Origin of the sequence: Sphingomonas faeni, from assembly GCF_040407505.1 — a bacterium.
Taxonomy (GTDB): Bacteria; Pseudomonadota; Alphaproteobacteria; order Sphingomonadales; family Sphingomonadaceae; genus Sphingomonas; species Sphingomonas faeni_E.
Window position 1 is genome coordinate 52,192 of record NZ_JAPZPQ010000004.1, and the last position, 23,099, is coordinate 75,290.

23 protein-coding genes are annotated in these 23,099 nt (G+C 65.3%); 17 read left to right on the forward strand and 6 right to left on the reverse strand.

The window, feature by feature from the left end; genetic code table 11:
* The first annotated feature begins 10 nt into the window (after positions 1–10).
* Positions 11–880, forward strand: a complete 870-nt coding sequence (gene phhA, locus O6X71_RS13360; protein WP_353466296.1) for a phenylalanine 4-monooxygenase — start codon at positions 11–13, stop codon at positions 878–880.
* Positions 881–1,098: 218 nt separating this feature from the next.
* On the opposite strand, the gene O6X71_RS13365 is transcribed toward phhA, so the two are convergent.
* The 3 genes from O6X71_RS13365 to O6X71_RS13375 form a co-directional block, all read right to left on the reverse strand.
* Complete coding sequence (locus O6X71_RS13365) at positions 1,099–2,034, reverse strand: 50S ribosomal protein L11 methyltransferase (RefSeq protein WP_353466297.1); 936 nt, start codon at positions 2,032–2,034, stop codon at positions 1,099–1,101.
* Positions 2,024–2,713, reverse strand: coding sequence for an SDR family NAD(P)-dependent oxidoreductase (locus tag O6X71_RS13370; RefSeq protein ID WP_353466299.1), 690 nt, complete (start codon positions 2,711–2,713; stop codon positions 2,024–2,026). Before O6X71_RS13370 ends, O6X71_RS13365 begins: the two co-directional genes overlap by 11 nt.
* A gap of 69 nt (positions 2,714–2,782) precedes the next feature.
* A complete protein-coding gene (locus tag O6X71_RS13375; RefSeq protein WP_056061736.1) occupies positions 2,783–4,126 on the reverse strand; it encodes a methyl-accepting chemotaxis protein in 1,344 nt (447 codons plus the stop codon).
* Positions 4,127–4,393: 267 nt separating this feature from the next.
* Here O6X71_RS13375 and sdhC point away from each other — a divergent pair, with 267 nt between their 5' ends.
* Genes sdhC through O6X71_RS13395 form a run of 4 tightly spaced genes read left to right on the forward strand, consistent with a single transcriptional unit; the run spans position 4,394 to position 7,261 of the window.
* The gene (gene sdhC, locus O6X71_RS13380; protein WP_353466300.1) at positions 4,394–4,804 is read left to right on the forward strand and encodes a succinate dehydrogenase, cytochrome b556 subunit; all 411 of its coding nucleotides are present in this window, start codon (positions 4,394–4,396) and stop codon (positions 4,802–4,804) included.
* Positions 4,804–5,190 carry a succinate dehydrogenase, hydrophobic membrane anchor protein gene (gene sdhD, locus O6X71_RS13385; RefSeq protein ID WP_060524023.1) on the forward strand — a complete coding sequence of 129 codons (387 nt, stop codon included), beginning with the start codon at positions 4,804–4,806 and terminating at the stop codon, positions 5,188–5,190. Before sdhC ends, sdhD begins: the two co-directional genes overlap by 1 nt.
* The gene (gene sdhA / locus O6X71_RS13390; protein WP_120299368.1) at positions 5,187–6,989 is read left to right on the forward strand and encodes a succinate dehydrogenase flavoprotein subunit; all 1,803 of its coding nucleotides are present in this window, start codon (positions 5,187–5,189) and stop codon (positions 6,987–6,989) included. The genes sdhD and sdhA overlap by 4 nt, the downstream gene beginning before the upstream one ends.
* On the forward strand, positions 6,989–7,261 hold the full coding sequence (locus tag O6X71_RS13395) for a hypothetical protein (protein ID WP_353466301.1): 273 nt from the start codon (positions 6,989–6,991) through the stop codon (positions 7,259–7,261). Before sdhA ends, O6X71_RS13395 begins: the two co-directional genes overlap by 1 nt.
* A 121-nt stretch (positions 7,262–7,382) precedes the next feature.
* On the opposite strand, the gene O6X71_RS13400 is transcribed toward O6X71_RS13395, so the two are convergent.
* Together O6X71_RS13400 and O6X71_RS13405 are read right to left on the reverse strand one after the other, a co-directional pair.
* Positions 7,383–7,700: a type II toxin-antitoxin system PemK/MazF family toxin gene (locus tag O6X71_RS13400; protein WP_353466302.1), complete on the reverse strand. Its 318-nt coding sequence runs from the start codon at positions 7,698–7,700 to the stop codon at positions 7,383–7,385.
* Between the two features lie 7 nt (positions 7,701–7,707).
* The gene (locus O6X71_RS13405) at positions 7,708–7,959 is read right to left on the reverse strand and encodes an AbrB/MazE/SpoVT family DNA-binding domain-containing protein (protein WP_353466303.1); all 252 of its coding nucleotides are present in this window, start codon (positions 7,957–7,959) and stop codon (positions 7,708–7,710) included.
* A gap of 129 nt (positions 7,960–8,088) precedes the next feature.
* Here O6X71_RS13405 and O6X71_RS13410 point away from each other — a divergent pair, with 129 nt between their 5' ends.
* The 12 genes from O6X71_RS13410 to O6X71_RS13465 all read left to right on the forward strand — a co-directional run bounded on the left by O6X71_RS13410 (position 8,089) and on the right by O6X71_RS13465 (position 22,371).
* Positions 8,089–8,670 carry a ClpP family protease gene (locus O6X71_RS13410; protein ID WP_192239456.1) on the forward strand — a complete coding sequence of 194 codons (582 nt, stop codon included), beginning with the start codon at positions 8,089–8,091 and terminating at the stop codon, positions 8,668–8,670.
* A 133-nt stretch (positions 8,671–8,803) separates the two neighbouring features.
* Positions 8,804–9,586: a succinate dehydrogenase iron-sulfur subunit gene (locus O6X71_RS13415; protein ID WP_056060672.1), complete on the forward strand. Its 783-nt coding sequence runs from the start codon at positions 8,804–8,806 to the stop codon at positions 9,584–9,586.
* Between the two features lie 183 nt (positions 9,587–9,769).
* Positions 9,770–10,225 (forward strand): PaaI family thioesterase, encoded by a 456-nt coding sequence (locus tag O6X71_RS13420; RefSeq protein WP_353466304.1) that lies wholly within the window; start codon positions 9,770–9,772, stop codon positions 10,223–10,225.
* Positions 10,226–10,322: 97 nt separating this feature from the next.
* Positions 10,323–11,414 (forward strand): cell division protein ZapE, encoded by a 1,092-nt coding sequence (gene zapE / locus O6X71_RS13425; RefSeq protein WP_353466306.1) that lies wholly within the window; start codon positions 10,323–10,325, stop codon positions 11,412–11,414.
* Positions 11,415–11,642: 228 nt separating this feature from the next.
* A complete protein-coding gene (gene mdh / locus O6X71_RS13430) occupies positions 11,643–12,605 on the forward strand; it encodes a malate dehydrogenase (protein ID WP_353466308.1) in 963 nt (320 codons plus the stop codon).
* 84 nt (positions 12,606–12,689) lie between these two features.
* The gene (locus O6X71_RS13435) at positions 12,690–12,986 is read left to right on the forward strand and encodes a GIY-YIG nuclease family protein (protein WP_353466309.1); all 297 of its coding nucleotides are present in this window, start codon (positions 12,690–12,692) and stop codon (positions 12,984–12,986) included.
* Positions 12,987–13,040: 54 nt separating this feature from the next.
* A complete protein-coding gene (sucD, locus tag O6X71_RS13440) occupies positions 13,041–13,925 on the forward strand; it encodes a succinate--CoA ligase subunit alpha (protein ID WP_056047458.1) in 885 nt (294 codons plus the stop codon).
* An 83-nt stretch (positions 13,926–14,008) separates the two neighbouring features.
* Positions 14,009–16,945: a 2-oxoglutarate dehydrogenase E1 component gene (locus O6X71_RS13445; RefSeq protein ID WP_353466310.1), complete on the forward strand. Its 2,937-nt coding sequence runs from the start codon at positions 14,009–14,011 to the stop codon at positions 16,943–16,945.
* A gap of 101 nt (positions 16,946–17,046) precedes the next feature.
* On the forward strand, positions 17,047–18,297 hold the full coding sequence (gene odhB / locus O6X71_RS13450; protein ID WP_353466311.1) for a 2-oxoglutarate dehydrogenase complex dihydrolipoyllysine-residue succinyltransferase: 1,251 nt from the start codon (positions 17,047–17,049) through the stop codon (positions 18,295–18,297).
* Positions 18,298–18,391: 94 nt separating this feature from the next.
* Positions 18,392–18,679: a GIY-YIG nuclease family protein gene (locus O6X71_RS13455; RefSeq protein ID WP_353466312.1), complete on the forward strand. Its 288-nt coding sequence runs from the start codon at positions 18,392–18,394 to the stop codon at positions 18,677–18,679.
* A gap of 95 nt (positions 18,680–18,774) precedes the next feature.
* Positions 18,775–20,169, forward strand: coding sequence for a dihydrolipoyl dehydrogenase (lpdA, locus tag O6X71_RS13460; protein WP_353441149.1), 1,395 nt, complete (start codon positions 18,775–18,777; stop codon positions 20,167–20,169).
* 1,050 nt (positions 20,170–21,219) lie between these two features.
* On the forward strand, positions 21,220–22,371 hold the full coding sequence (locus O6X71_RS13465) for a GGDEF domain-containing protein (protein WP_353466313.1): 1,152 nt from the start codon (positions 21,220–21,222) through the stop codon (positions 22,369–22,371).
* 65 nt (positions 22,372–22,436) lie between these two features.
* On the opposite strand, the gene O6X71_RS13470 is transcribed toward O6X71_RS13465, so the two are convergent.
* Complete coding sequence (locus O6X71_RS13470) at positions 22,437–23,033, reverse strand: hypothetical protein (RefSeq protein ID WP_353466314.1); 597 nt, start codon at positions 23,031–23,033, stop codon at positions 22,437–22,439.
* Positions 23,034–23,099: the final 66 nt, after the last annotated feature.

Sequence of the window (23,099 nt, forward strand, 5' to 3'; positions counted from 1 at the left end):
GACCAGCCGCATGGCCAATGACACACACGTACTGAGCACCCCGCCCGAAGGCGCGCCCGACTGGACGATCCCGCAGAACTGGGCGGATTACACCGCTGAGGATCACGCGACGTGGGACACGCTGTTCGCGCGCCAGTCGAAGCTGCTCCCCGGCCGCGCCTCGAACGCCTGGCTGCGCGGGCTCGACGTGCTGAAGCTCTCGAAGCCCGGCATCCCTGATTTCGAGGAGCTGTCCGAGCGCCTGACCAAGCTCACCGGCTGGTCGGTCGTCGCGGTCCCCGGCCTCGTCCCCGACGACGTGTTCTTCGATCACATGGCCAACCGGCGGTTCGTCGCGGGCAACTTCATCCGCCGCCCCGATCAGCTCGATTATCTCCAGGAACCCGACGTCTTCCACGACGTGTTCGGCCACGTGCCGATGCTCGCCGACCCGGTCTTCGCCGACTACCTCGCCGCCTACGGCCGCGGCGGCCAGCGCGCGCTCGGCCTCGACGCGCTGAAGTATCTCGGAAGGCTCTACTGGTACACAGTCGAGTTCGGCCTGATCTCCGAACCCGAAGGCCTGCGCATCTACGGCTCCGGCATCGTCTCCAGCTACGCGGAAACGCGGTTCGCGCTCGACGATCCGAGCCCCAACCGGATCGCACTCGACCTCGCCCGCGTAATGCGGACCGAATATCGGATCGACGATTTCCAGCAGAACTACTTCGTGATCCCGAGCTTCGAAGAGTTGCTGCGGCTGACGGTAGAGACCGACTTCGCGCCGCTGTACGAGGAACTGAAGGCGCTCCCGGATATCCCCGTCGCGCGGATCGAGCCGGGGGATGTGATAATCACCGAGGGCACGCAGGAGTACGCGAACGCGAAACTCAGCGCATAAACCAGAAGCACCACCCCGGCGTAGGCCGGGGCCCAATTGGGCGAACCTCCGAGATCGAACCGCACCGCTATCCCAATTGGGCCCTGGCCTACGCCGGGGTGGTGTTAGGTATGGGGCGAGGGCCGCCATCCCTAAAGCTTGTTCCCCCGCGAAGGCGGGGGCCCAGACTGGACCCCCGCCTTCGCGGGGGAACAAGCTTCTGCTGGGAAGGGGGTACTCTAGATATCCAGCGCCCACCCATCGCGCCCCTTAGGATCGAACGGCCCTTCCGCCACGAACCGCCCCGCCCCAGCCTTCAGCCGAAGCACACTCCAATCCCCCCGCCGGTCGACCGCCTCCAGCGAACACCCACAAGCCTCATACGCCGCCACGACCCCAGCCCGCTGAGTCTCCAGCAACCCGGCCAGCACGATCGTCGCCCCCACATCCGAAATCGAAGCGATCTCCGGCGCCATCGACACCAGCGGCCCCGCCAGAATATTCGCGATCACCAGATCATACGGCGCGCGAACCACGATCGCATCGTCCAGCGCACCGTCCGCCACAACGAGATCGATCCCCTCGACCCCGTTGAGCGCCGCATTCTCCGCCGTCACATCGATCGAGACCGGATCGATATCCGTCCCCATCACCTTGGCCCCAGGCCAAAGATGCGCCGCCGCAAACGCCAGCAACCCCGTCCCCGTCCCGATATCGATCACGTTCGCAAAGTCGGCGCCAGCCAACCCGTCGAGCATCGCCAGACACCCGCTGGTCGTCTCATGATGCCCCGTCCCGAACGCCCGGCTAGCCTCGATCAAAAACGCCCGCTTTTCCGCCGGCACCGCGCCCGCATGCGCACCCGTGTGCACGAAGAACCGCCCGACCGACAAAGGCGCGAGCCCGGCCTGGCTCATCGTCACCCAGTCCGCATCGCCCAGCCGCTCGACCGCGATCGCGGCCCCAGTCGCACTCGGCACCAGCGCCCGCACCGCCGCGACCGTGTCGGCCGCCGGCTCATGCTCGAAATACGCATCGAGCCGCCACGATTCGACGTCGTCCTCGATCTCTTCGGTCGTCATCAACACGCCGTCGATCGTCAGATCGTCGCTCGCATCGATCGCCTCCGCCTCCGCGCGCGTGCAGGGGAGGGTGAGTTTCCAACTATCGGACATAGCTCGCCCCATTCACGTCGATCACCGACCCGGTCATCGAGGCCGGCGCCTCCAACGCCAAAAACTTCGCTGCCGCCGCGATCTCTTCCGGTGCAGCAACCCGCCCAAGCGGAATATCCGCCAGCAACGCATCGCCGCCACGGCTCGACAGATAGTCCTCCGCCATCCCGGTCATCGTGAACCCTGGGCACACCGCAAATGCGAGGATCCCCTCCCGAGCATACCCCCGAGCAATTGTCTTGGTCATCGCCACCATCCCCGCCTTCGACGCGGCGTAATGCCAATGCGCCGGCGAATCTCCGCGATACGCCGCCCGGCTGGCGATATTGACGATCCGCCCGCCGACACCGCGCGCCTGCCAGTGCAGCACCGCCAACCGGCACAGTTCCGCCGAAGCGGTCAGGTTGATCCGCATCGTCCGCTCCCACTGCGCGGTCCAGTCGTCATCGGCGAGCGGCGCCGCCTCGAACACGCCAGCATTGTTGATCAACACGTCGATCGCGCCGCCCGCCTGCTCCAGCGCAGCGTTCCACAACGCAGTCGGCCCCGCAGGATCGCTAAAGTCGGCCGGGATACCGCTAGCGGTCCCATGCCCGATGACGGTCGCGCCGGCCTCGGTCAGCGCCGCATGAATGGCCGCGCCGATACCGCGGCTGGAGCCTGTAAGAAGAATGGTCATGCCGCACCTCTAGCGCGCCCCACGACGCCTCGTCACGCCAATCCCGCACCCACGGACGATAGCCCGCGCCTAGGCCGCAACCTTCGCGACGAAATCGCCCGCGCTGTTCTTCAGGTTGCTGAGCCGCCCGTCGAGCACGTCGAACCCGCGACCCACCCCGTCGATCTCGGTCGCGACCGTCTCGGTATCCTCGCGGATCGCGGCGATCGTGTTGGACATCGAATCCGCCGCGAGTGCGGTCTCGTCCACCGCCGCGGTGATCGCGGTCACCGTCTGCGCCTGCGCCTCCATCGCGTAACGAATGCGGTCGGCGCTTTCCTGCACCTCGGCCACCGTCGACTTGATCGACGCATTCGTCTCCACGGTCGAGCGCGTCGCCGACTGGATCGCGGCGATCTTCGCGGCGATGTCGTCGGTCGCCCGCGCGGTCTGGTTGGCGAGGCTCTTCACCTCCTGCGCCACCACCGCGAACCCGCGCCCGGCATCGCCCGCGCGTGCCGCCTCGATCGTCGCGTTCAGCGCGAGCAGGTTGGTCTGCCCGGCAATGTCGCGGATCAGCCCCAGGATCGACTCGATCGACTTCGCATGATCGCTCAGCGTTTCCGACATGCCGACCGCCTGGCCAGCCTGCGCCGATGCCCGATTGGCGATCTCGGCCGCAGCCTCCACTTCGGTCCGCGCGTCCTCGATCGCACGGATCAGGCCGGCGGCGGTCTGTGCCGCCTCGCGCATCGCCACCGCGGACTGCTCCGCGGCGGCCGCGACTTCGCTCGCCTTGCCGAGCACCGCACGTGTCGACGCCGAGCTGCGCAACGCCTGCTCGCGCAGCATATGCCCCTCGTCGGTCGCGGTCTCGACCATCGCCGCGATGCCGTCGCGGAACTCCGCCGCCAGCGTGTCGCGCGCGACCTGCGCGGTATGCATCTGGTACCGGTTATAGATCGCAACGGTGATCTCGCCCTCCAGCGCCGACAACCGCATCAGCGTGTCGATGAACACCGGCAGCTTCGGATCCGACCGATCGACCCGCCGCATCAACACGTCCAGTGCGGCACGATCGCTCGCGCTGATCATCGACAGCAGCGCCATTGGCGATACGTCGGCGACATACGCCGTCGCGACCGACCGCTCGATCGATTCGATCCAGGCGCGTCCACTCGTGTCGAGGAAGCGATTGCGCAGGAACGTGCAACCGATCTCGATCATCTGGTCGGTTTCGTGCGGCGCCCAGATCCGTTCGTCGGAAAAACACTGCAGCCATTGTTCCCAGAACGCCCTGGACACATGCGTGATCTCGGGCGCCAGCGCGGCCCAGACTTCGCGGCTCGCGCCGGTCAGCGATCCGTCGAAATCGAACACCCGCAGCCGCGCCATCAGGTCGACGGAGGCCGCGATCGAGCCGGGGGCCGGCAGGTCGTTGGTGGTCAAGACGGTGAACTCCGGATCGAATGTACGACGCCATCGCTACACGCCATGTCTTAAGGGCTGGTTAGGGATCGACGTCACGTCACGTGCATGGCCATCGTGTCCCGCACGGCATCACGCGCGCGGTGTCATGGGTTATCGGACCGGCCCCAATGGGTTGCATCGCAGCACGCGGTGGCTAATAGGTCGCCCAATCTATATATTCTGGACCAAGCTGTTCTTGGTTCGTCATCTTCTGGTTCGAGGACTCCGCCCTTGGCATCGCGCAATCCGGCACGCCCGCTTTCTCCCCATCTGCAGGTCTATAAATGGGGCCCGCACATGTTGGTCTCGATCCTGCACCGCGTGACCGGCAGCGGGATGGCGACCGTCGGCAGCCTGCTGCTCGTCTGGTGGCTCGCCGCGATCGCGTCGGGCGATCAGGCGTACGCGACCTTCGTCGACGTGTTCACCACCGAGACGGGCCGGCTCAACATCCTCGGCTATATCGTCGCGGTCGGGCTGACACTGTCGCTGTTCCAGCACATGATGACCGGCATCCGCCATTTCGTGCTCGATACCGGCGCCGGCTACGAACTGAAGCGGAACAAGATGGGCGCGCTCGCGACGATGGTCGCGTCTGTCGCGCTGACGGTCGTGTTCTGGCTCTACATGGGGATCAAGTAATGGGTTCGGGTACGGCAATCGGTCGCGTCCGCGGCCTCGGCAGCGCCAAGCACGGCGCGCATCACTGGTGGCAGCAGCGCCTGACGGCGGGCGCCAACCTGTTCCTCATGCTTTGGCTCATGATCTCGGTCGCGCGGATGCCCGGCTATGACTATGCCGCGGTCCATCTGTGGCTGCAATCGGCCTGGGTCGCGGTGCCGATGGCGCTGTTGATCCTGTCGGTCTTCTACCACTTCCGTCTCGGTCTGCAGGTCGTGATCGAGGATTACATGCACGACGAAAGCCGTGTCGTGACGATGATCCTCCTCAACCTGTTCACCTTCACGCTGGGCGGCATCGCCCTGTTCGCGATCCTGAAGGTCGCCTTCTCCGGAGCCCCCGCCTGATGTCTGCCTACAAGATCATCGATCATACCTATGATGCGGTCGTCGTCGGTGCCGGCGGCTCCGGCCTGCGCGCGACGATGGGCATCGCCGAGAGCGGCCTGAAGACCGCGTGCATCACCAAGGTCTTCCCGACCCGCTCGCACACCGTCGCTGCACAGGGCGGCATCGCAGCCAGCCTTGGCAACAACTCGCCGGATCACTGGACCTGGCACATGTTCGACACCGTCAAGGGTTCCGACTGGCTCGGCGACCAGGACGCGATCGAGTATCTCTGCCGCGAGGCCCCGCAGGCGGTCTACGAGCTCGAACACGCCGGCATGCCGTTCAGCCGTAACGAGAACGGCACGATCTATCAGCGTCCGTTCGGCGGTCACATGCAGAACATGGGCGAGGGCCCCCCGGTCCAGCGCACCGCCGCCGCCGCCGATCGCACAGGCCACGCGATGCTCCACGCGCTGTATCAGCAGAGCCTGAAGTACAACACGGACTTCTTCGTCGAGTATTTCGCGCTCGACCTGATCATGGAAAACGGCGTCTGCCGCGGCGTCATCGCGCTGTGCATGGAAGACGGCTCGATCCACCGCTTCCGCAGCCACCAGACCGTGCTCGCCACCGGCGGCTACGGCCGCGTCTATTTCTCGGCGACCTCGGCGCACACCTGCACCGGCGACGGCAACGCGATGGTGCTCCGCGCCGGCCTGCCGCTCCAGGACATGGAGTTCGTCCAGTTCCACCCGACCGGCATCTACGGCGCGGGCGTGCTCATCACCGAGGGCGCACGCGGCGAGGGCGGGTACCTGACCAACTCCGAGGGCGAGCGCTTCATGGAGCGCTATGCCCCGTCGGCGAAGGACCTCGCCTCGCGCGACGTCGTCAGTCGCTCGATGGCGCTCGAAATGCGCGAAGGCCGCGGCGTCGGCAAGAACGGCGACCACATCTTCCTGCATCTCGATCACATCGATCCCAAAGTGCTCGCCGAGCGCCTGCCGGGCATTACCGAGACCGGCAAGGTCTTCGCCGGCGTCGATCTCACGCGCCAGCCGCTACCGGTCACGCCGACTGTGCATTACAACATGGGCGGCATTCCGACCAACTTCCACGGCGAAGTCGTCAACCTCGTCGACGGCAACCCCGACGCGGTCGTCCCTGGCCTGTTCGCAGTCGGCGAAGCAGCGTGCGTTTCGGTCCACGGTGCCAACCGCCTCGGTTCGAACAGCCTGATCGATCTCGTGGTGTTCGGCCGCGCGACCGGCCTGCGGATCAAGGACACGCTGAAGCCCGGCACCGCGCACGCGCCGCTGCCCAAGGGTTCGGAAGACCTCGCGCTGACGCGTCTCGATCATTTCCGCAACGCGAGCGGCGGGTCGCCGACCGCGCAGATCCGTCTCGACATGCAGCAGACGATGCAGAAGCATTGCGCGGTGTTCCGCGACACCGAGCTGCTCAACCAGGGCGTCGAGAAGATGGCCGGGATCTACAGCCGGATGACCGACGTCGCCGTGAAGGATCGCAGCATGATCTGGAACACCGATCTGGTCGAGACGATGGAACTCGACAATCTGATCGGCCAGGCGGTCGTCACGATGAACTCGGCGGCCAACCGCACCGAGTCGCGCGGCGCACACATGCACGAGGATTTCCCCGAGCGCGACGATGCGAACTGGATGAAGCACACCATCACCACCTTCAATGGCTGGGGCGGCAAGGGCGGCGAGACCAAGATCGATTTCCGCCCGGTCCACGACTACACGCTCACCGACGACATCGACTACATCAAGCCCAAGAAGCGAGTATACTGATGACGTGGGCCATCATCGCGATCGGGTTCCTCGTGCCCGTCGCGGTGGGGCTCCTGACGCGTTTCCAACCGATGATCGCCGGCTTCCTATGGCCGGTGGTCGTCGCGGTAGTGACCGCGATCTACGTCTTCGCCATCGAACCCCGCGGTGTGGGCGAAGAACCCCAGAAGATCGCGATAACCTTCTACGCGCTCTTCTCGCTGGTGGGCGGCGTCCCCGGCGGCTTGGTAGGCTGGATCCTCCAGCACAAGCGCCTGACGCGAGACGCGTAACACCGTCTGCCCCTCCTTGTTCTCCCGCGAAGGCGGGAGCCCAGTCTGGATCCCCGCCTTCGCGGGGAAACAAGCGTCAGGCGTCCCCAAGGACAAGACCGTCGGCCATATACACCTCGCGCTAAACCGCGAACATCTCCCCAAGCACCTCCAGCACCGCGCGAAGAGTCCGCGCATCGATCCGCCCCATCCGCTTGATCAACCGCCCGCGATCAATCGTCCGCATCTGATCCGGGAGCACCAGCCCGCTCGTCCCCTTGAACGTCACCGCGACCCGAAACGGCGCGGGGTGGCTCCCCGTCGTCAACGGCGCGACGATCGCGGTCCGCAGGTGATCGTTCATCTCGTCCGGTGAAACGACCAGGCAAGGCCGCGTCTTCTGGATCTCGCTCCCGACCGTAGGATCGAGCGCAGCGAGCCAGATCTCACCCCGCTTCACGCGTAGGTCACCACGTCAGTTTCGCATCGTCGGCAATGCCAAGGCCAAGCCACTCCAGTTCCTCACCGGTCGCCGCAAGGCCTGCCGCGGCCTCCGCCCAACCATCGCGCGCAACGCGTTCGGCGGGCGTCACGATCAGCTTTCCATCCTCGACGCGCAAATCCATTGCCGCCCCGGTTGTGGCGCCGATCGCCCCGAGGATCGATCGGGGGACAATCATCCCAGTGGAGTTGCCCATCTTCCGCAACGACGTCCGCATCTTCAGCTCCTCTTCACCACGAAGATACCACCGCTGAACCGTACTAACAATGTTCGAACACGTGCCCCGAAATATTGATGTGCCGCAACTCATCCGGAACCCACTCCCCCCGCAAAAGTTTGCCGCGGCATGACCGACACATCCCCCGCCTCGAACGCCCGCAACTATCCGCTGCTGGCCGCCCCACACATCCACCTCCACGGCCCCGTCGACGACGCGATGTACGACACTTTCAAGTCGCAACTCGTCGCCGCCCCCACCGAAGGCCCGCTGGTCGTCTCGATCACCACGCTCGGTGGCGACCCCGAAGTCGCGCGCGCGATGGGGGACAACATCCGCCTGCTCCGCGAATATACCGGCCGCGAGACGCTGTTCCTCGGCAAGGTCGCGGTCTATTCCGCCGGCGCGACCTTCATGTCCGCCTTCCCTGTCGACAGCCGTTTCCTCACGCGCAACAGCCGCATCATGATCCACGAGCGCCAGATGCAGAGCACGATCGAGCTCAACGGCCCGCTCAACACGCTATCCTACACGCTCAAGGCGAAGCTCCACGAGATCGAGGACTCGATCAACATCCAGGAGGAAGGCTTCCGCGCGATCGTCGAGGGCTCGAAGGTGTCGCTCGAGGACCTCAAGAAGAAGGCCCCCTCCAACTGGTACATCGAAGCCGAGGAAGCGCGCGACCTCGGGCTTGTCCTTGACATCATCTGACCCGGCGCGAGCAGGCAACGCGACAGCGGGTGTGACGCATGTTGCACCCGCGAAGCTAAGGATTTGCGGGGAGGGCCCCTGTCATGTATCGGCTCTGACAACCTATAATCACACCACGGACGGACCGCTCGCAATGGCCGAATTCTCGCTCCCGAAAAACAGCGTCGTCAAGAAGGGCGTCAAGCACGCCTCGACCAGCGGGGGTAAGCGTCTCAAATCGTTCAAGGTCTATCGCTACGATCCGGACAGCGGCGAGAACCCGCGCTACGATAATTTTGAGCTCGATCTCGACGACACCGGCCCGATGGTGCTCGACGCGCTGATCAAGATGAAGAGCGAGCAGGATTCCTCGCTCACCTTCCGCCGGTCGTGCCGCGAGGGCATCTGCGGCTCGTGCTCGATGAACATCAACGGCAAGAACGGCCTCGCCTGCACCACCGCGATCGAGGATTGCAAGGGCGAGGTCCAGATCACCCCGCTGCCGCACATGGACGTGATCAAGGACCTGGTCCCCGACTTCACGCATTTCTACGCGCAATATTCGTCGATCAAGCCGTGGCTGCAGACCGTCACTCCCCCGCCCTCGGGCAAGGAGCGCCTCCAGTCGCCGGAAGACCGCTCGAAGCTCGACGGCCTGTACGAGTGCATCCTGTGCGCGTGCTGCTCGACCTCGTGCCCGAGCTACTGGTGGAACGCCGACAAGTTTCTCGGCCCCGCGATCCTGTTGCAGGCCTATCGCTGGCTTGCCGACAGCCGCGACGAGATGACCGGCGAGCGCCTCGACGAGCTCGAGGATCCGTTCCGCCTGTATCGCTGCCACACCATCATGAACTGCGCGAACGCGTGCCCCAAGGGGTTGAACCCCGCCAAGGCGATCGCCGAGATCAAGAAGATGGAAGCCGAACGGATCGTCTGATCCCTTCGGTTGGGGGAGGGGCCTACCTTTCCCGACTTTTTTGGGGGGGGGTAAGACCTGCCTTCCCCCCACCCCGTTCGTGCCGAGTAGAGATCGAGCGTAGTCGAGAGCTCGTATCGAGGTACATGTCCTTCGATACGCCATCTCGACAAGCTCGATGCCTACTCGGGACGAACGGAATTTATGACTGACAAGCCCCATTTCGTAGAAGCCGAAGACCCCTCCAACCCCGGCTGGCGCAGCTGGTCGCTCTCCGACCCGACCCGCTTCAACACGCTGCTCGGCCCCATGCTCTACCGCGTCGACGGCCACACTGTCCGCGTCCGCATCACCCCCGAGCATCGCCATTCGAACCTCCAGAACAACGTCCACGGCGGCGCGCTCCTCGCGTTCATCGACGTCGCCTTGTTCGCAGCCGCAAGAGGCTTCGGCCTGATCACCGCCGGCACCGCGGTCACGCTCGATCTCAACACGCAGTTCATCGGCGGCGGCCGCATCGGCGAGCCGATCGAGGCGCAGGTCGAGGTGCTCAAGGAAACCGGCCGCCTCTTGTTCCTCCGGGGCCTCGTGGTGCAAGGGGACGACGAAACGAAGATCGCCGCCTTCTCGGCCACGATCCGCAAGCCGACTGCCAGATAGCACCGGCATTTCTCTGTTCTCCCGCGCACGCGGGAGTCCAGGAGCCACACATACAACGCCTGGGGGCCTGGGCCCCCGCCTGCGCGGGGGAACGGAAATGACGGTACTCAAAGCCTACGAAGCGCTCGTAGCGTCAGGCGAACTCCGCCCCGACCCCGAACAAGCCGCCGCCGCCGCGCGCCTCAACACCCTCGCGACCGAACTCGCCACCCCCAAATCCACCGGCTTCTTCGCGCGCTTCTCCAAGAAACCCGACCCCCGCGGCGTCTACCTCTGGGGCGGCGTGGGCCGCGGCAAGTCGATGCTGATGGACCTGTTCTTCGCCAACGCCCCAGTCGACAAAAAACGCCGCGTCCACTTCGGCGAGTTCATGCTCGAGGTCCACGCGCGCATCGCCGCCGAGCGCCGCAAGGAAGTCGGCGACCCGATCGTCCCCGTCGCCACCGCGATCGCCGACGAGACCCGCCTGCTCGCGTTCGACGAGATGATGGTCACCAACAGCCCCGACGCGATGATCCTGTCGCGGCTGGTGACCTCGCTGCTCGATTCCGGCGTGACGATCGTCACTACATCGAACCGCCCGCCCGCCGATCTCTACAAGAACGGCCTCAACCGCGAGCATTTCCTGCCCTTCATCGCGACCATCGAACAGCGCCTCGACGTACTCCCGCTAAACGGCCCGGTCGACTATCGTCGCGACCGTCTCGGCAGCCAGGACACATGGCTCGTCCCCAACGGCCCCGAGGCGACCGCGCAACTCTCCGCGGCGTTCTTCCGCCTCACCGACTTCTCGACCGACGACAGCGAGCACGTCCCGGCCGAAGACCTGATCGTCCAGGGCCGCACGCTGCGGGTGCCGAAATCGCTCAAGGGCGTCGCGGTGTTCAGCTTCAAGAAGCTGTGCGGAGAAGCCCGCGGCGTGGCCGACTACCTTGCCATCGCGCGGAAATTCCACACCGTCATCCTCGTCGGCATCCCCAAGCTCGGCCCCGAGAACCGCAACGAGGCGGCGCGCTTCGTCGCGCTGATCGACGCGCTGTACGAGCACAAGGTCAAGCTCCTCGCCGCCGCCGATGCGCAACCCGGCGACCTCTACGAAAGCGGTGACGGGCGCTTCGAGTTCGACCGCACGATCAGCCGCCTCGAAGAGATGCGCTCCGAGGATTATCTCGCCGAGGGCCACCTCTAAGGCTCTGCCGTCATCCTGACGAAAGTCAGGATCCAGAGCCACAGGCGATGTCGTTCGTTACTCTGGATCCTGACTTTCGTCAGGATGACGAAGCAGGTAGGCCTTATTGCACATGCGAACGAGTTGCAATAACAACCCGCTTTTGTCCTTTTTGCGGTTGCCGTAGCGGGATAATGCGCGTAACCGGCGTCACCAATCACCCCGCACATCAGACGGAGACGGATTGGAATGGCTCGCAAGAAGATCGCGCTGATCGGCGCCGGTAACATCGGCGGTACGCTCGCGCACCTCGCAGCACTCAAGGGCCTTGGCGATATCGTCCTGTTCGACGTCGCCGAGGGCATCCCCCAGGGCAAGGCACTCGACCTGTCGCAGTGCGGCCCGGTCGAAGGCTTCGACTCGCAGATCACCGGCTCGAACGACTACGCCGACATCGCCGGCGCGGACGTCATCATCGTCACCGCCGGTGTGGCCCGCAAGCCCGGCATGAGCCGCGACGACCTGCTCGGCATCAACCTCAAGGTCATGAAGGCCGTCGGCGAGGGCATCAAGGCCAACGCCCCGAACGCGTTTGTGATCTGCATCACCAACCCGCTCGACGCGATGGTGTGGGCACTCCGCGAATTCTCCGGGCTGCCGCACCACATGGTCGTCGGCATGGCCGGCGTGCTGGATTCTTCGCGCTTCAGCCACTTCCTCGCCGACGAGTTCAAGGTCTCGGTCAAGGACGTCACCAGCTTCGTGCTCGGCGGCCACGGCGACACGATGGTCCCGGTCATCAGCTACTCGACCGTGTCGGGCATCCCGGTTCCCGATCTCATCGCGATGGGCATGTCGAGCCAGGAAAAGATCGACGCGATCGTCAAGCGGACGCGCGGCGGCGGCGGCGAGATCGTCGCGCTGCTGAAGACGGGCTCGGCCTATTACGCGCCGGCGACCAGCGGCATCGCGATGGCGGAGGCGTATCTGTACGACCAGAAGCGCGTGCTTCCGGCGGCGGCGTATGTGTCGGGCGAGTACGGCTTGGACGATCTGTATGTCGGCGTGCCGGTGGTGATCGGGGCTGGCGGCGTCGAGAAGATCGTCGAGATCAAGCTGGACGATGAAGCGAAGCAGAACCTCACCGTGTCGGTCGATGCGGTCAAGGAGCTGATCGTGGCCTGCAAAGGCATCGATGGTTCGCTGAACTGATTTGAAGAATTGAACTGATTTGAGGTGAGGTAAGGATCGTACCACCCCGGCGAAGGCCGGGGCCCAATTGGGAAGGCCCCGCTGATGGAAGAACAAGCGTTCGTCTACATCATGGCAAGTGGGTTTAATGGCACGATCTACCTCGGCTCGACGCTGAACCTGGCGAAGCGCGTGTGGGAACACCGCAACGCCGTCGCCGCCGGGTTCACGAAGAAATACGACTGCAAGCTGCTCGTCTGGTATGAGTTAGCCGGTAGTTGGGAAGCCGCCCGGCAGCGCGAGCTGCACATGAAGGAGTGGAAGCGAGACTGGAAGCTGCGTGAGATCAACGGTTTCAATCCCTCTTGGGACGACCTTTACGATCGCATCGCACGACCATGACCGCTTTCCCAATTGGGCCCCGGCCTTCGCCGGGGTGGTAAGGAACGAGACAAGATGAGCATCCTCGTCGACAAGAACACCAAGGTCATCACGCAAGGCATGACCGGCGAAACCGGCAGCTTCCACACCAAGATGGCGCTGGAATACGGCACGCAGATGGTCGGCGGCGTCACGCCCGGCAAGGGCGGCACCACGCACCTCGACCTCCCCGTCTACAACACCGTCGCCGAAGCCAAGGCGATGACCGGCGCGACCGCGTCGGTCATCTACGTGCCGCCCCCCTTCGCCGCCGATTCGATCCTTGAGGCGATCGACGCCGAGATCGAGCTGATCGTCGCGATCACCGAGGGCATTCCGGTGCTCGACATGGTCAAGGTCAAGCGCGCGCTGTCGGGTTCCAAGTCGCGGCTCATCGGCCCGAACTGCCCCGGCGTGCTGACCCCCGGCGAGTGCAAGATCGGCATCATGCCCGGCTCGATCTTCAAGAAGGGCTCGGTCGGCGTTGTCAGCCGTTCAGGCACGCTCACCTATGAGGCGGTGTTCCAGACGTCGAACGCAGGCCTTGGTCAGACGACCGCGGTCGGCATCGGTGGCGATCCGGTCAACGGCACGAACTTCATCGACGTGCTCGAGCTGTTCCTCGCCGATGACGAGACGCAGTCGATCATCATGATCGGCGAAATCGGCGGCGACGCAGAAGAGCAGGCGGCACAGTTCCTCCGCGACGAAGCAAAGCGCGGTCGATCGAAGCCGATGGCAGGCTTCATTGCCGGTCGTACGGCGCCTCCTGGTCGTCGCATGGGCCATGCCGGCGCGATCGTGTCGGGCGGCAAGGGCGACGCGGAGAGCAAGATCGCGGCGATGGAAGCTGCCGGGATCAAGGTCTCGGAAAGCCCCAGCCTGCTCGGCGAGACGCTGCTGAGCGTGTTGAAGGGCTAAGTTAGAGTAAGATTGTTCCCCCGCGAAGGCGGGGGCCCAGTCTGGGTCCCCGCCTTCGCGGGGACACAAAGAGGACGGTTGTGATGGGCTACGAAGGCCAGGATTTCAGCGATATCGCAGCCGGCGTCAGCCCGGCGTTCGTGGAGACGCTCTACGCTAAGTTCAACGCGGATCCGGCCTCGGTCGAATCCGGTTGGCGCGCGTTCTTTGAGGGTCTCGAAGGTTCCGCGCAGGGCCCGAGCTGGGAGAGCGCCCGCTGGCCGCTCACCACCACGGATGACCTGACCGCAGCGCTCGATCCGACCCAGATGGAGCCCGCGCCCAAGCCCGGCAAGGGCGGCAAGCCGGCCCCCGCCGCAGCAGCGCCCGCACCCGTCTCGAAGGAAGAGATCGCCAAGGCTGCAGCCGACGCGATCCGCGCGCAGCTGCTCGTCCGCACCTACCGCGTCCGTGGCCACCTTGCCGCCAACCTCGATCCGCTCGGCCTCTCCAAGCGCGAGATGCCCGAGGATCTGAAGACCGAATATCACGGCTTCTCGGACGGCGACATCGACCGGAAGGTTTATCTCGGCGGCACGATGGGCTTCGAATGGGTCTCGATCCGCGAGCTCGTCGACACGTTGCGCAAGAACTATTGCGGCAATGTCGGCCTCGAATACATGCACATCTCCGACGTCGAGGAGCGCCGCTTCCTCCAGGAGCGCATGGAGGGCCAGGACAAGGCGATCGAATTCTCCATCGACGGCAAGAAGGCGATCCTCACCAAGGTGATCGAAGCCGAGCAGTGGGAGAAGTTCCTCGGCAAGAAGTACGTTGGCACGAAGCGCTTCGGGCTAGACGGCGGTGAGTCGATGATCCCTGCGCTTGAAAGCGTGATCAAGTATGGCGGCCAGATGGGCGTCCGCGAGCTCGTCATCGGCATGGCGCATCGCGGTCGCCTCAACGTGCTCGCCAACGTGATGGCCAAGCCGTTGCGCGTGATCTTCCACGAATTCGCCGGCGGTTCGGCCAATCCGGACGACATCGGCGGCTCGGGCGACGTGAAGTATCACCTCGGTACCAGCACCGATCGCGAGTTCGACGGCCACAAGGTTCACATGAGTCTGGTCGCCAACCCGTCGCATCTCGAAGCCGCCGACCCGGTCGTGCTTGGCAAGACGCGCGCGATCCAGACGCTTAACAACGATCTCAAGGATCACGTGGCAAGCCTGCCCGTGCTGATCCACGGCGACGCGGCGTTCGCGGGGCAGGGTATCGTCTGGGAGTGCCTCGGCTTCTCCGGCATCCGCGGCTACAACACCGGCGGCTGCGTCCACTTCATCATAAACAACCAGGTCGGCTTCACGACCTCGCCGCAGTTCGCGCGCTCGTCGCCTTACCCGTCGGACGTCGCCAAGGGCGTCCAGGCGCCGGTCTTCCACGTCAATGGCGACGATCCCGAGGCGGTCACCTTCGCGACCAAGATGGCGATGGAATTCCGCCAGAAGTTCCACCGCGACATCGTGATCGACATGTGGTGCTATCGCCGCTTCGGCCACAACGAGGGCGACGAGCCGTCCTTCACGCAGCCGCTGATGTACGACATCATCCGCAAGCACCCCGGCGTCAGCTCGGTGTACGGGGATCGCCTGATCAAGGAAGGCGTGATCGACCAGCCCTGGATCGACGAGAACGTGAAGCAGTTCACGCTCCGCCTCGAGGGTGAGTTCGAAGCCGGGTCGTCGTACAAGCCCAACAAGGCCGACTGGTTCGGCGGTCGCTGGACCGGCCTCAGCGCGCCCACCGATGGCGCGTCGGCACGCCGCAACGTCGAGACGGGTCTCAGCACGAAGCTGTTCGACTCGCTCGGCCGCACGCTGACCACGATCCCGGACAGCGTGAAGATCCACAAGACGCTCAACCGCGTGATCGATGCCAAGCGCGAGATGTTCAAGTCGGGCAAGGGCTTCGACTGGGCGACAGGCGAGGCGCTCGCATTCGGCGGCCTGCTCTCGGAAGGGTACGGCGTCCGTCTGTCCGGCCAGGATTCGGGCCGCGGTACCTTCTCGCAGCGCCATGCCGTCTGGGTCGACCAGACCGACGAGCACAAGTACGTGCCGTTGCAGGAGATCGAGCACGGGCGTTTCGAAGTGCTCGACAGCCCGCTCAGCGAATATGGCGTGCTCGGGTTCGAGTATGGCTACGCGCTCGCCGACCCGAAGACGCTCGTCCTCTGGGAGGCGCAGTTCGGCGATTTCGTCAACGGCGCGCAGATCATGATCGATCAGTTCATCACGTCCGGCGAGTCGAAGTGGCTTCGCGCCAACGGCCTCGTGATGCTGCTCCCGCACGGCTATGAAGGGCAGGGGCCTGAGCATAGCTCGGCACGTCCCGAGCGCTTCCTGCAATCGTGCGCGGACGACAACATCCAGGTCGCGAACTGCACCAGCCCAGCGAACTATTTCCACCTGCTGCGCCGGCAGATGCACCGTAACTTCCGCAAGCCGCTGATCGTGATGACGCCGAAGTCGTTGCTGCGTCACAAGCTGGCCGTTTCGAACGCCGAGGATTTCCAGGGCGACAGCCACTTCCGCCGCCTGTTGTCGGATACCAATCCGGCCGCCGACGTTGATACGAAGCGTCTGGTCCTGTGCACCGGCAAGGTCGCGTATGACCTGATCGAGGCACGCGATGCGGCGGGCGACACCGACACGCAGATCGTCCGCGTCGAACAGCTCTATCCCTTCCCCGGCAACCCGATCGCCGAGCGCGTCGCACGGATGCCGAACCTGGAAGAGATCGTCTGGGCGCAGGAAGAGCCGAAGAACAACGGCTATTGGTTCTTCGTCGAGCCGCTGATCGAGGAGGCGCTGGCAACGGTCGACTCCCGCGTGAAGCGCGCGCGCTATGCGGGGCGCAACGCCTCGGCCTCGCCCGCGACCGGCTTGATGAAGCGTCACCAGGCCGAACAGGGGGCGCTCGTCGCCGACGCGCTCGGCCACTCCGTCCGCGACGAAATCCGCCGCACCCGCGCAAACTGATTGAACCCGGACCCTGTTTTCCTGCGAAAGCAGGAACCCAGGGTCCGGCAGAGTAACCCTAGGCCCCTGCGTCCGCAGGAGCACAAAAGGTAGAAGCAAACATGGCAACCGAAGTCACCGTCCCCGTCCTGGGTGAATCGATCACCGAAGCCACCCTCGGCGAGTGGCTGAAGCAGCCCGGCGACCCCGTCGCGGTCGACGAGCCGATCGCCAGCCTCGAGACCGACAAGGTCTCGGTCGAGGTCCCGTCGCCGGTCGCCGGCGTCATGGGCCAGCACGCCGTCGCGGTCGGCGATACCGTGCAGGTCGGCGCAATGCTCGCCACGATCGACTCCGGTGACGGCGCCGCCGCGTCGGCCCCTACGCCCGCACCCGCCGCGACAGCAACGCCAGCCGCTGCACCAGCCAAGGACGAGTCCGGCGCAGGGTACGGCGACCAGCCCGGTGCCGGCACCAGCGACTCGCCCGCCGCGCTCTCCCCGTCGGTCCGCCGCGCGGTGCTCGAGCACGGCGTTGACCCCGGCACCGTCAAGGGCACCGGCCGCGACGGTCGCATCACCAAGGAAGACGTGACCGCCGCCGCGTCGAGCAAGCCCGCGCCTGCTCCCGCCGCAGCGCCCGCACCGGCAGCAGCCCCCGCCGCCGCTTCGGGTCGCGGCGAGGAGCGCGTCCGCATGACGCGCCTCCGCCAGACGATCGCCAAGCGCCTCAAGGAAGCGCAGAACACGGCCGCGATGCTGACGACGTTCAACGACGTCGACATGACCGCGGTGATCGAGGCGCGCGCCAAGTACAAGGACCTGTTCGAGAAGAAGCACGGCGTCCGCCTCGGCTTCATGGGCTTCTTCGTGAAGGCCGCGACGATGGCGCTGCGCGACATCCCGTCGGTCAATGCGTCGATCGACGGCGACGACATCGTCTATCACGACTATGCGGACATCTCGGTCGCGGTCTCGTCGCCGGGCGGCCTCGTCGTCCCCGTGATCCGCGATGCCGACCAGATGTCGGTCGCGACGATCGAGAAGACGATCGGCGACTTCGGCAAGCGCGCCAAGGAAGGCGCGCTCAAGATGGACGAGATGAAGGGCGGCACCTTCACGATCTCGAACGGCGGCGTGTTTGGCTCGCTGATGTCGACCCCGATCATCAACCCGCCGCAGTCCGCCGTGCTCGGTCTCCACCGCATCGAGGAGCGCCCGGTCGTCGTGAACGGCCAGATCGTCATCCGTCCGATGATGTACCTCGCGCTCAGCTACGACCACCGCCTGATCGACGGCCGCGAAGCCGTGACGTTCCTCGTCGCGCTCAAGAACGCGATCGAAGACCCGACGCGCATCCTGATCGACCTCTGACCCACAACGGCTCCTCGTTCTCCTGCGAACGCAGGAGCCCAGGGTTCCAGGCACAGCGCCACGTAACCCTGGATTCCTGCGTACGCAGGAAAACATGAGAGCCGGTTTCGTCTACCTCATGGCGAGCAGCCGCGACGGAACGCTCTACCTCGGCGTCACCAGCGACCTGCTCGCCAGAGCCTACCAACACCGCAACCGCCTGATCGACGGCTTCTCCAAGGAGCATGGCTGCATCCTCCTTGTGTGGTTCGAGGCGAGTGACGACATACAATCTGCACGGCAACGCGAGTTGCAGATGAAGAAATGGAAGCGGGCCTGGAAGATCGATCTGATCGAACAGACCAACCCGCACTGGAAGGATTTGTACGAGACGCTCTTCTGACCCGTTCTCCTGCGAACGCAGGAGTCCAGGACCACGAACGGCGCCTCCCGTAACCCTGGGCTCCTGCGTTCGCAGGAGAACGACGGAGATGAAGAATGGCTGACTACGACTATGACGTCCTCGTGATCGGTGCGGGCCCCGGCGGTTACGTCGCGGCGATCCGTGCAGCGCAGCTCGGCCTGCGCACCGCTTGTGCCGAATCGCGCGAGACGCTCGGCGGCACCTGCCTCAACGTCGGCTGCATCCCGTCGAAGGCGCTGCTCCACGCGTCCGAGATCTACGAGGAGGCCAAGGGGGGTCACCTCACCAAGTTCGGCATCGACTTCCAGGGCGTCACCTTGAATCTCGACCAGATGCACGCCGAGAAGGCCAAGGCCGTCAAGGAACTGACCGGCGGCGTCGAATTCCTGTTCAAGAAGAACAAGGTGACCTGGCTCAAGGGCAAGGCCGCGTTCCAGGACGCGCACACGGTCGACGTCGCGGGCCAGAAGGTCACCGCGAAGAACATCGTCATCGCCACCGGTTCGTCGGTCATGCCGCTCCCCGGCGTCACGGTCGACCAGAAGACCGTCGTCGACAGCACCGGCGCGCTCGAGATCCCCAAGGTCCCAGAGCACATGGTCGTCATCGGTGGCGGCGTGATCGGCCTCGAACTCGGCAGCGTCTGGCGTCGTCTCGGTGCGAAGGTCACCGTCGTCGAGTTCGTCGACCAGATCCTCCCCGGCTTCGACGGTGAAGTCCGCCGCGAGACCGCCAAGCTCTTCAAGAAGCAGGGCATGGAGCTGAAGCTCTCGACCAAGGTCACCGGCGTGACGGTCGCCGACGGCGTCGCGACCGTCACCGTCGAGCCCGCCGCGGGTGGCGCATCCGAGACGCTGACCGCCGACGCGGTGCTCGTCTCGATCGGGCGCAAGGCGAACGTCGACGGCCTCAATCTTGAAGCCATCGGCTTGGAGCTCAACAAGCGCGGCCAGATCGAGACCGACCACAGCTTCCGCACCAAGGTCGACGGCGTCTGGGCGATCGGCGACTGCATCCCCGGCCTGATGCTCGCGCACAAGGCTGAGGACGAAGGCGTCGCGGTGGCGGAAAACATTGCCGGCCAGACCGGCATCGTCAACGAGGACGTGATCCCGAGCGTCGTCTACACGATGCCCGAGATCGCCGGTGTCGGCCTCACCGAAGAGGCGGCGCGCGACAAGACCGAGATCAAGGTCGGCAAGTTCCCGTTCGCCGCGAACAGCCGCGCCAAGACCAACCGCGACACCGACGGCTTCGTGAAGATCATCGCCGACGCCAAGACCGATCGCGTCCTCGGCGTCTGGATCGTGTCGTCGCTGGCGGGCACGCTGATCGCCGAAGCCGCCATCGCGATGGAATTCGGCGCGACCAGCGAAGACATCGCCTACACGTGTCATGCGCACCCCACGCATGCCGAGGCGATCAAGGAAGCGGCGATGGCGGTGCAAGGCAAGCCCATCCATATCTGAGTACGACCGCGCGAAGGCCGTAGCGCAAGCTACGGCCGAGCATCTGGCGGTCGGACCGGCCGGCGCGGCCAAAAGCCGCGTCCGACGACAGGGGCTTTGCCCCTGTCCGGCCAAGCAAGGTTTCGCATCTGAAGTAAGTTCGAGAGGGCGTCAGTGGCAATCCACTGGCGCCCTCTCTGCGTTGCAGCGCGAGAGTTGAAGGTCCAGGCGAGGCGGCGAAGGTGGAGGAGGGGGCGACGGTTAAGTTCGATCGGGGGGATAGATGTTGCCGCAGTTCGCCAGTTCGCCCACGCCCCGTCCACCCGCAAAGCCCAACCCACCCCTTGCGTCATCCCGGCGAACGTCGGGATCCGCGGTTACGGCGGACCCAGCGATATCCCCCATCATTACCCGGCCCGCGACCATGGGTCCCGGCGTCCGCCGGGATGACGGGGGGCTAGGAGGCTAGGAGGCTAGGAGGCTAGGAGGCTAGGAGGGCAGGGGTGCGATCAAGTGCTAGCGTAAACCGTTACAAGCTCCAGATCTGCGAGTTCTTTGACGGCATCACCCACACCAAGCCCCAAGCTCCGCACCCCTCTCAAATTCACCTACCCACACCCCCATCCGTCATCCCGGCGAACGCCGGGACCCACGGTTACGGCGGACCCAGCGATATCGCCCCATCATCACCCGGTCCGCGACCATGGGACCTGACGTCCGCCGGAATGACGGGGGGAGGGAACGCAACAACTGGGCGCAATCTGGAGTGGCGTGCACGAAACGTCCGTCAAGCCAGAGCCACTCCGTCCCAAACGATACCGCCCGCCTCCTTGCTCTCCCGCAAAGGCGGGAGCCCAGTCTGGATCCCCGCCTTCGCGGGGAAACATTCTTGGCACGCCACCGCATACGCCCTGAGCATCGCTTATCACCTTCGGTGTCCGGCTCCTCATCGCACCACCCCCACCCCGCCCAACCCAAAATCCGCAAACTTCCGCCCCCCCCCCCCACCGGAACCAATCCTTAGCAAAGCCAACCTATTAGACCGCGTAACGAACGAACAAGCAGGTCTCCGTGGCGCTCGATCTCTCTACTCTCTACGTCGTCGCAGGCTTCGGCATGCTGGTCGCCGGGTTCATCCACCTCATCCCGCTGGCAACCGGTCGGTTCGGATCGTGGGCAGGGCTATGGGGCGCCGGCCACCTGATCGCCGGGTGCGGCGCGCTGATGGCGGTGCTCAACGATCGGATCGGCCTCCCCTGGGCGCTGAGCATCGGCAACCCCGCGGTGGTGATGGGCTATGCACTGATCGCCGGCGCGGTCGTGAAGTTCAGCCGTCCCGACGCGCGCCTGACGTCGATGCTAGCGACCGCCGCGGTCCTTGGCCTGCCCCTCTGGTTCACGCACGACCCAGCGCATTTCCACCTCCGCGTCGCCTATCTCAGCGTCATCCGCGCCGGGTTCGACCTCGTCGTGGTGATCGTCGCCATTCGTCTCGCGCGTGGTGACTCGCTACAGACCGGCTGGATCGTCGCCGCGCTGTTCGCGGTCACCGTGCCGATGTTCCTCGGCCGCGCCTGGCTAGCTTACGGCGACCGCATCGGCACGCAGCTGACCGGTCGTCACGATGACTTCGGCGCATGGCTCGCGGCGGGGCAGATCGCCTTCATCATCTTCCGCGCCTTCTCGCTCCTGATCCTCCAGGCCGAGCGTGGCCAGAACCTGCTGCTAGATCAGATGGAGCGCGACTGGCTCACCGGCGCGTTCAACCGCGCCGGCCTGGACCGCATCGCGCAGACCTTCGCAGGCCGCCATGCGCCACGCACGCTGACGGTAATGATGCTCGATCTCGATCGCTTCAAGACGCTCAACGACACGTTCGGCCACGCCGCCGGCGACGCCGCACTCCGCAGCTTTGCAGAGATCGCCCACGACACCGTCGGCCGACAAGGCCACCTGATCCGTTGGGGCGGTGACGAGTTCGTCTGCGTGCTGCCCGACATCCCGGCGGCGCAGGCGACCGTGATCGGCAACCGTATCGCCACCCGGTTCGCGCAGGCCATGGCACCGCGCATGGCCACGCATGGCACGCTCGGGGTCAGCATCGGCGTCGTCGAGGGCGAGCCCGATACGCCGATCGTCGACCTCATCGCCGGCGCAGACCGCGCGATGTACCTGGCAAAGGGCGACCGCCGCCAACCTGCCATCTACATAAAGGCAGCCTGAGCCGCGCGTATTGGATCGCCCCGAAAGGGCCGCAACGCCACGCACGGCGTCGCGGTCCTGCACACTCAAGCGGCAGGCGGGTCCTTCTTCGCGGTCGGCTTGCCGAACCCGACGAACAATCGCTCCAACCCGACCGTGACCGAGTCCAGCACCTTCGCGAACTCCGGCGGCAGCGCGTTCGCCTCGCTCCGCGGTGGCTCCCGCGTCTCCCCGGCAAACGGACCATTGCCCTGCGACTTGGTCGGCTCGGCCGCCACGTCCGGCTCGACCTTCGACGCTGCAGGCTCAGCCTGTGCCGAGGACGAGGCAGGGGAAGGCGGGGCAGGGGGCGTCGGCGGCGTCGGAGGAGTCGGCCGGGCACTCGACTTCGCATCATGCTTCGAGATCGCCGTAGCCGCGGCCATCAGCCCCGCCGCGATCATCTGCCGCCCGACCGGCGTCCCCATCTGCCGCGCGATGGTAGCAGCGATCCCCGCGAACGGCGCGCCGCCTTCATGCTTGCGCCCCTCGTGCTTCCGGCCCTCATGCCTGTGCGCGTCATGCTTGTGCGCGTCATGCGCATGGTCCTCATGGCCCTCATGCCGATCACCCGAGTTACCCTGAGCCGCCGCCATCTCAGCCTCGCGCTCACGCCGCTTCCGCTCGTCCTTCTTCTTGCCCATGTCGTCCTCTGTACCATTCCGCGTCTGTGTGTACGAACAAGATAATACACCGATACCGGAGTGCAA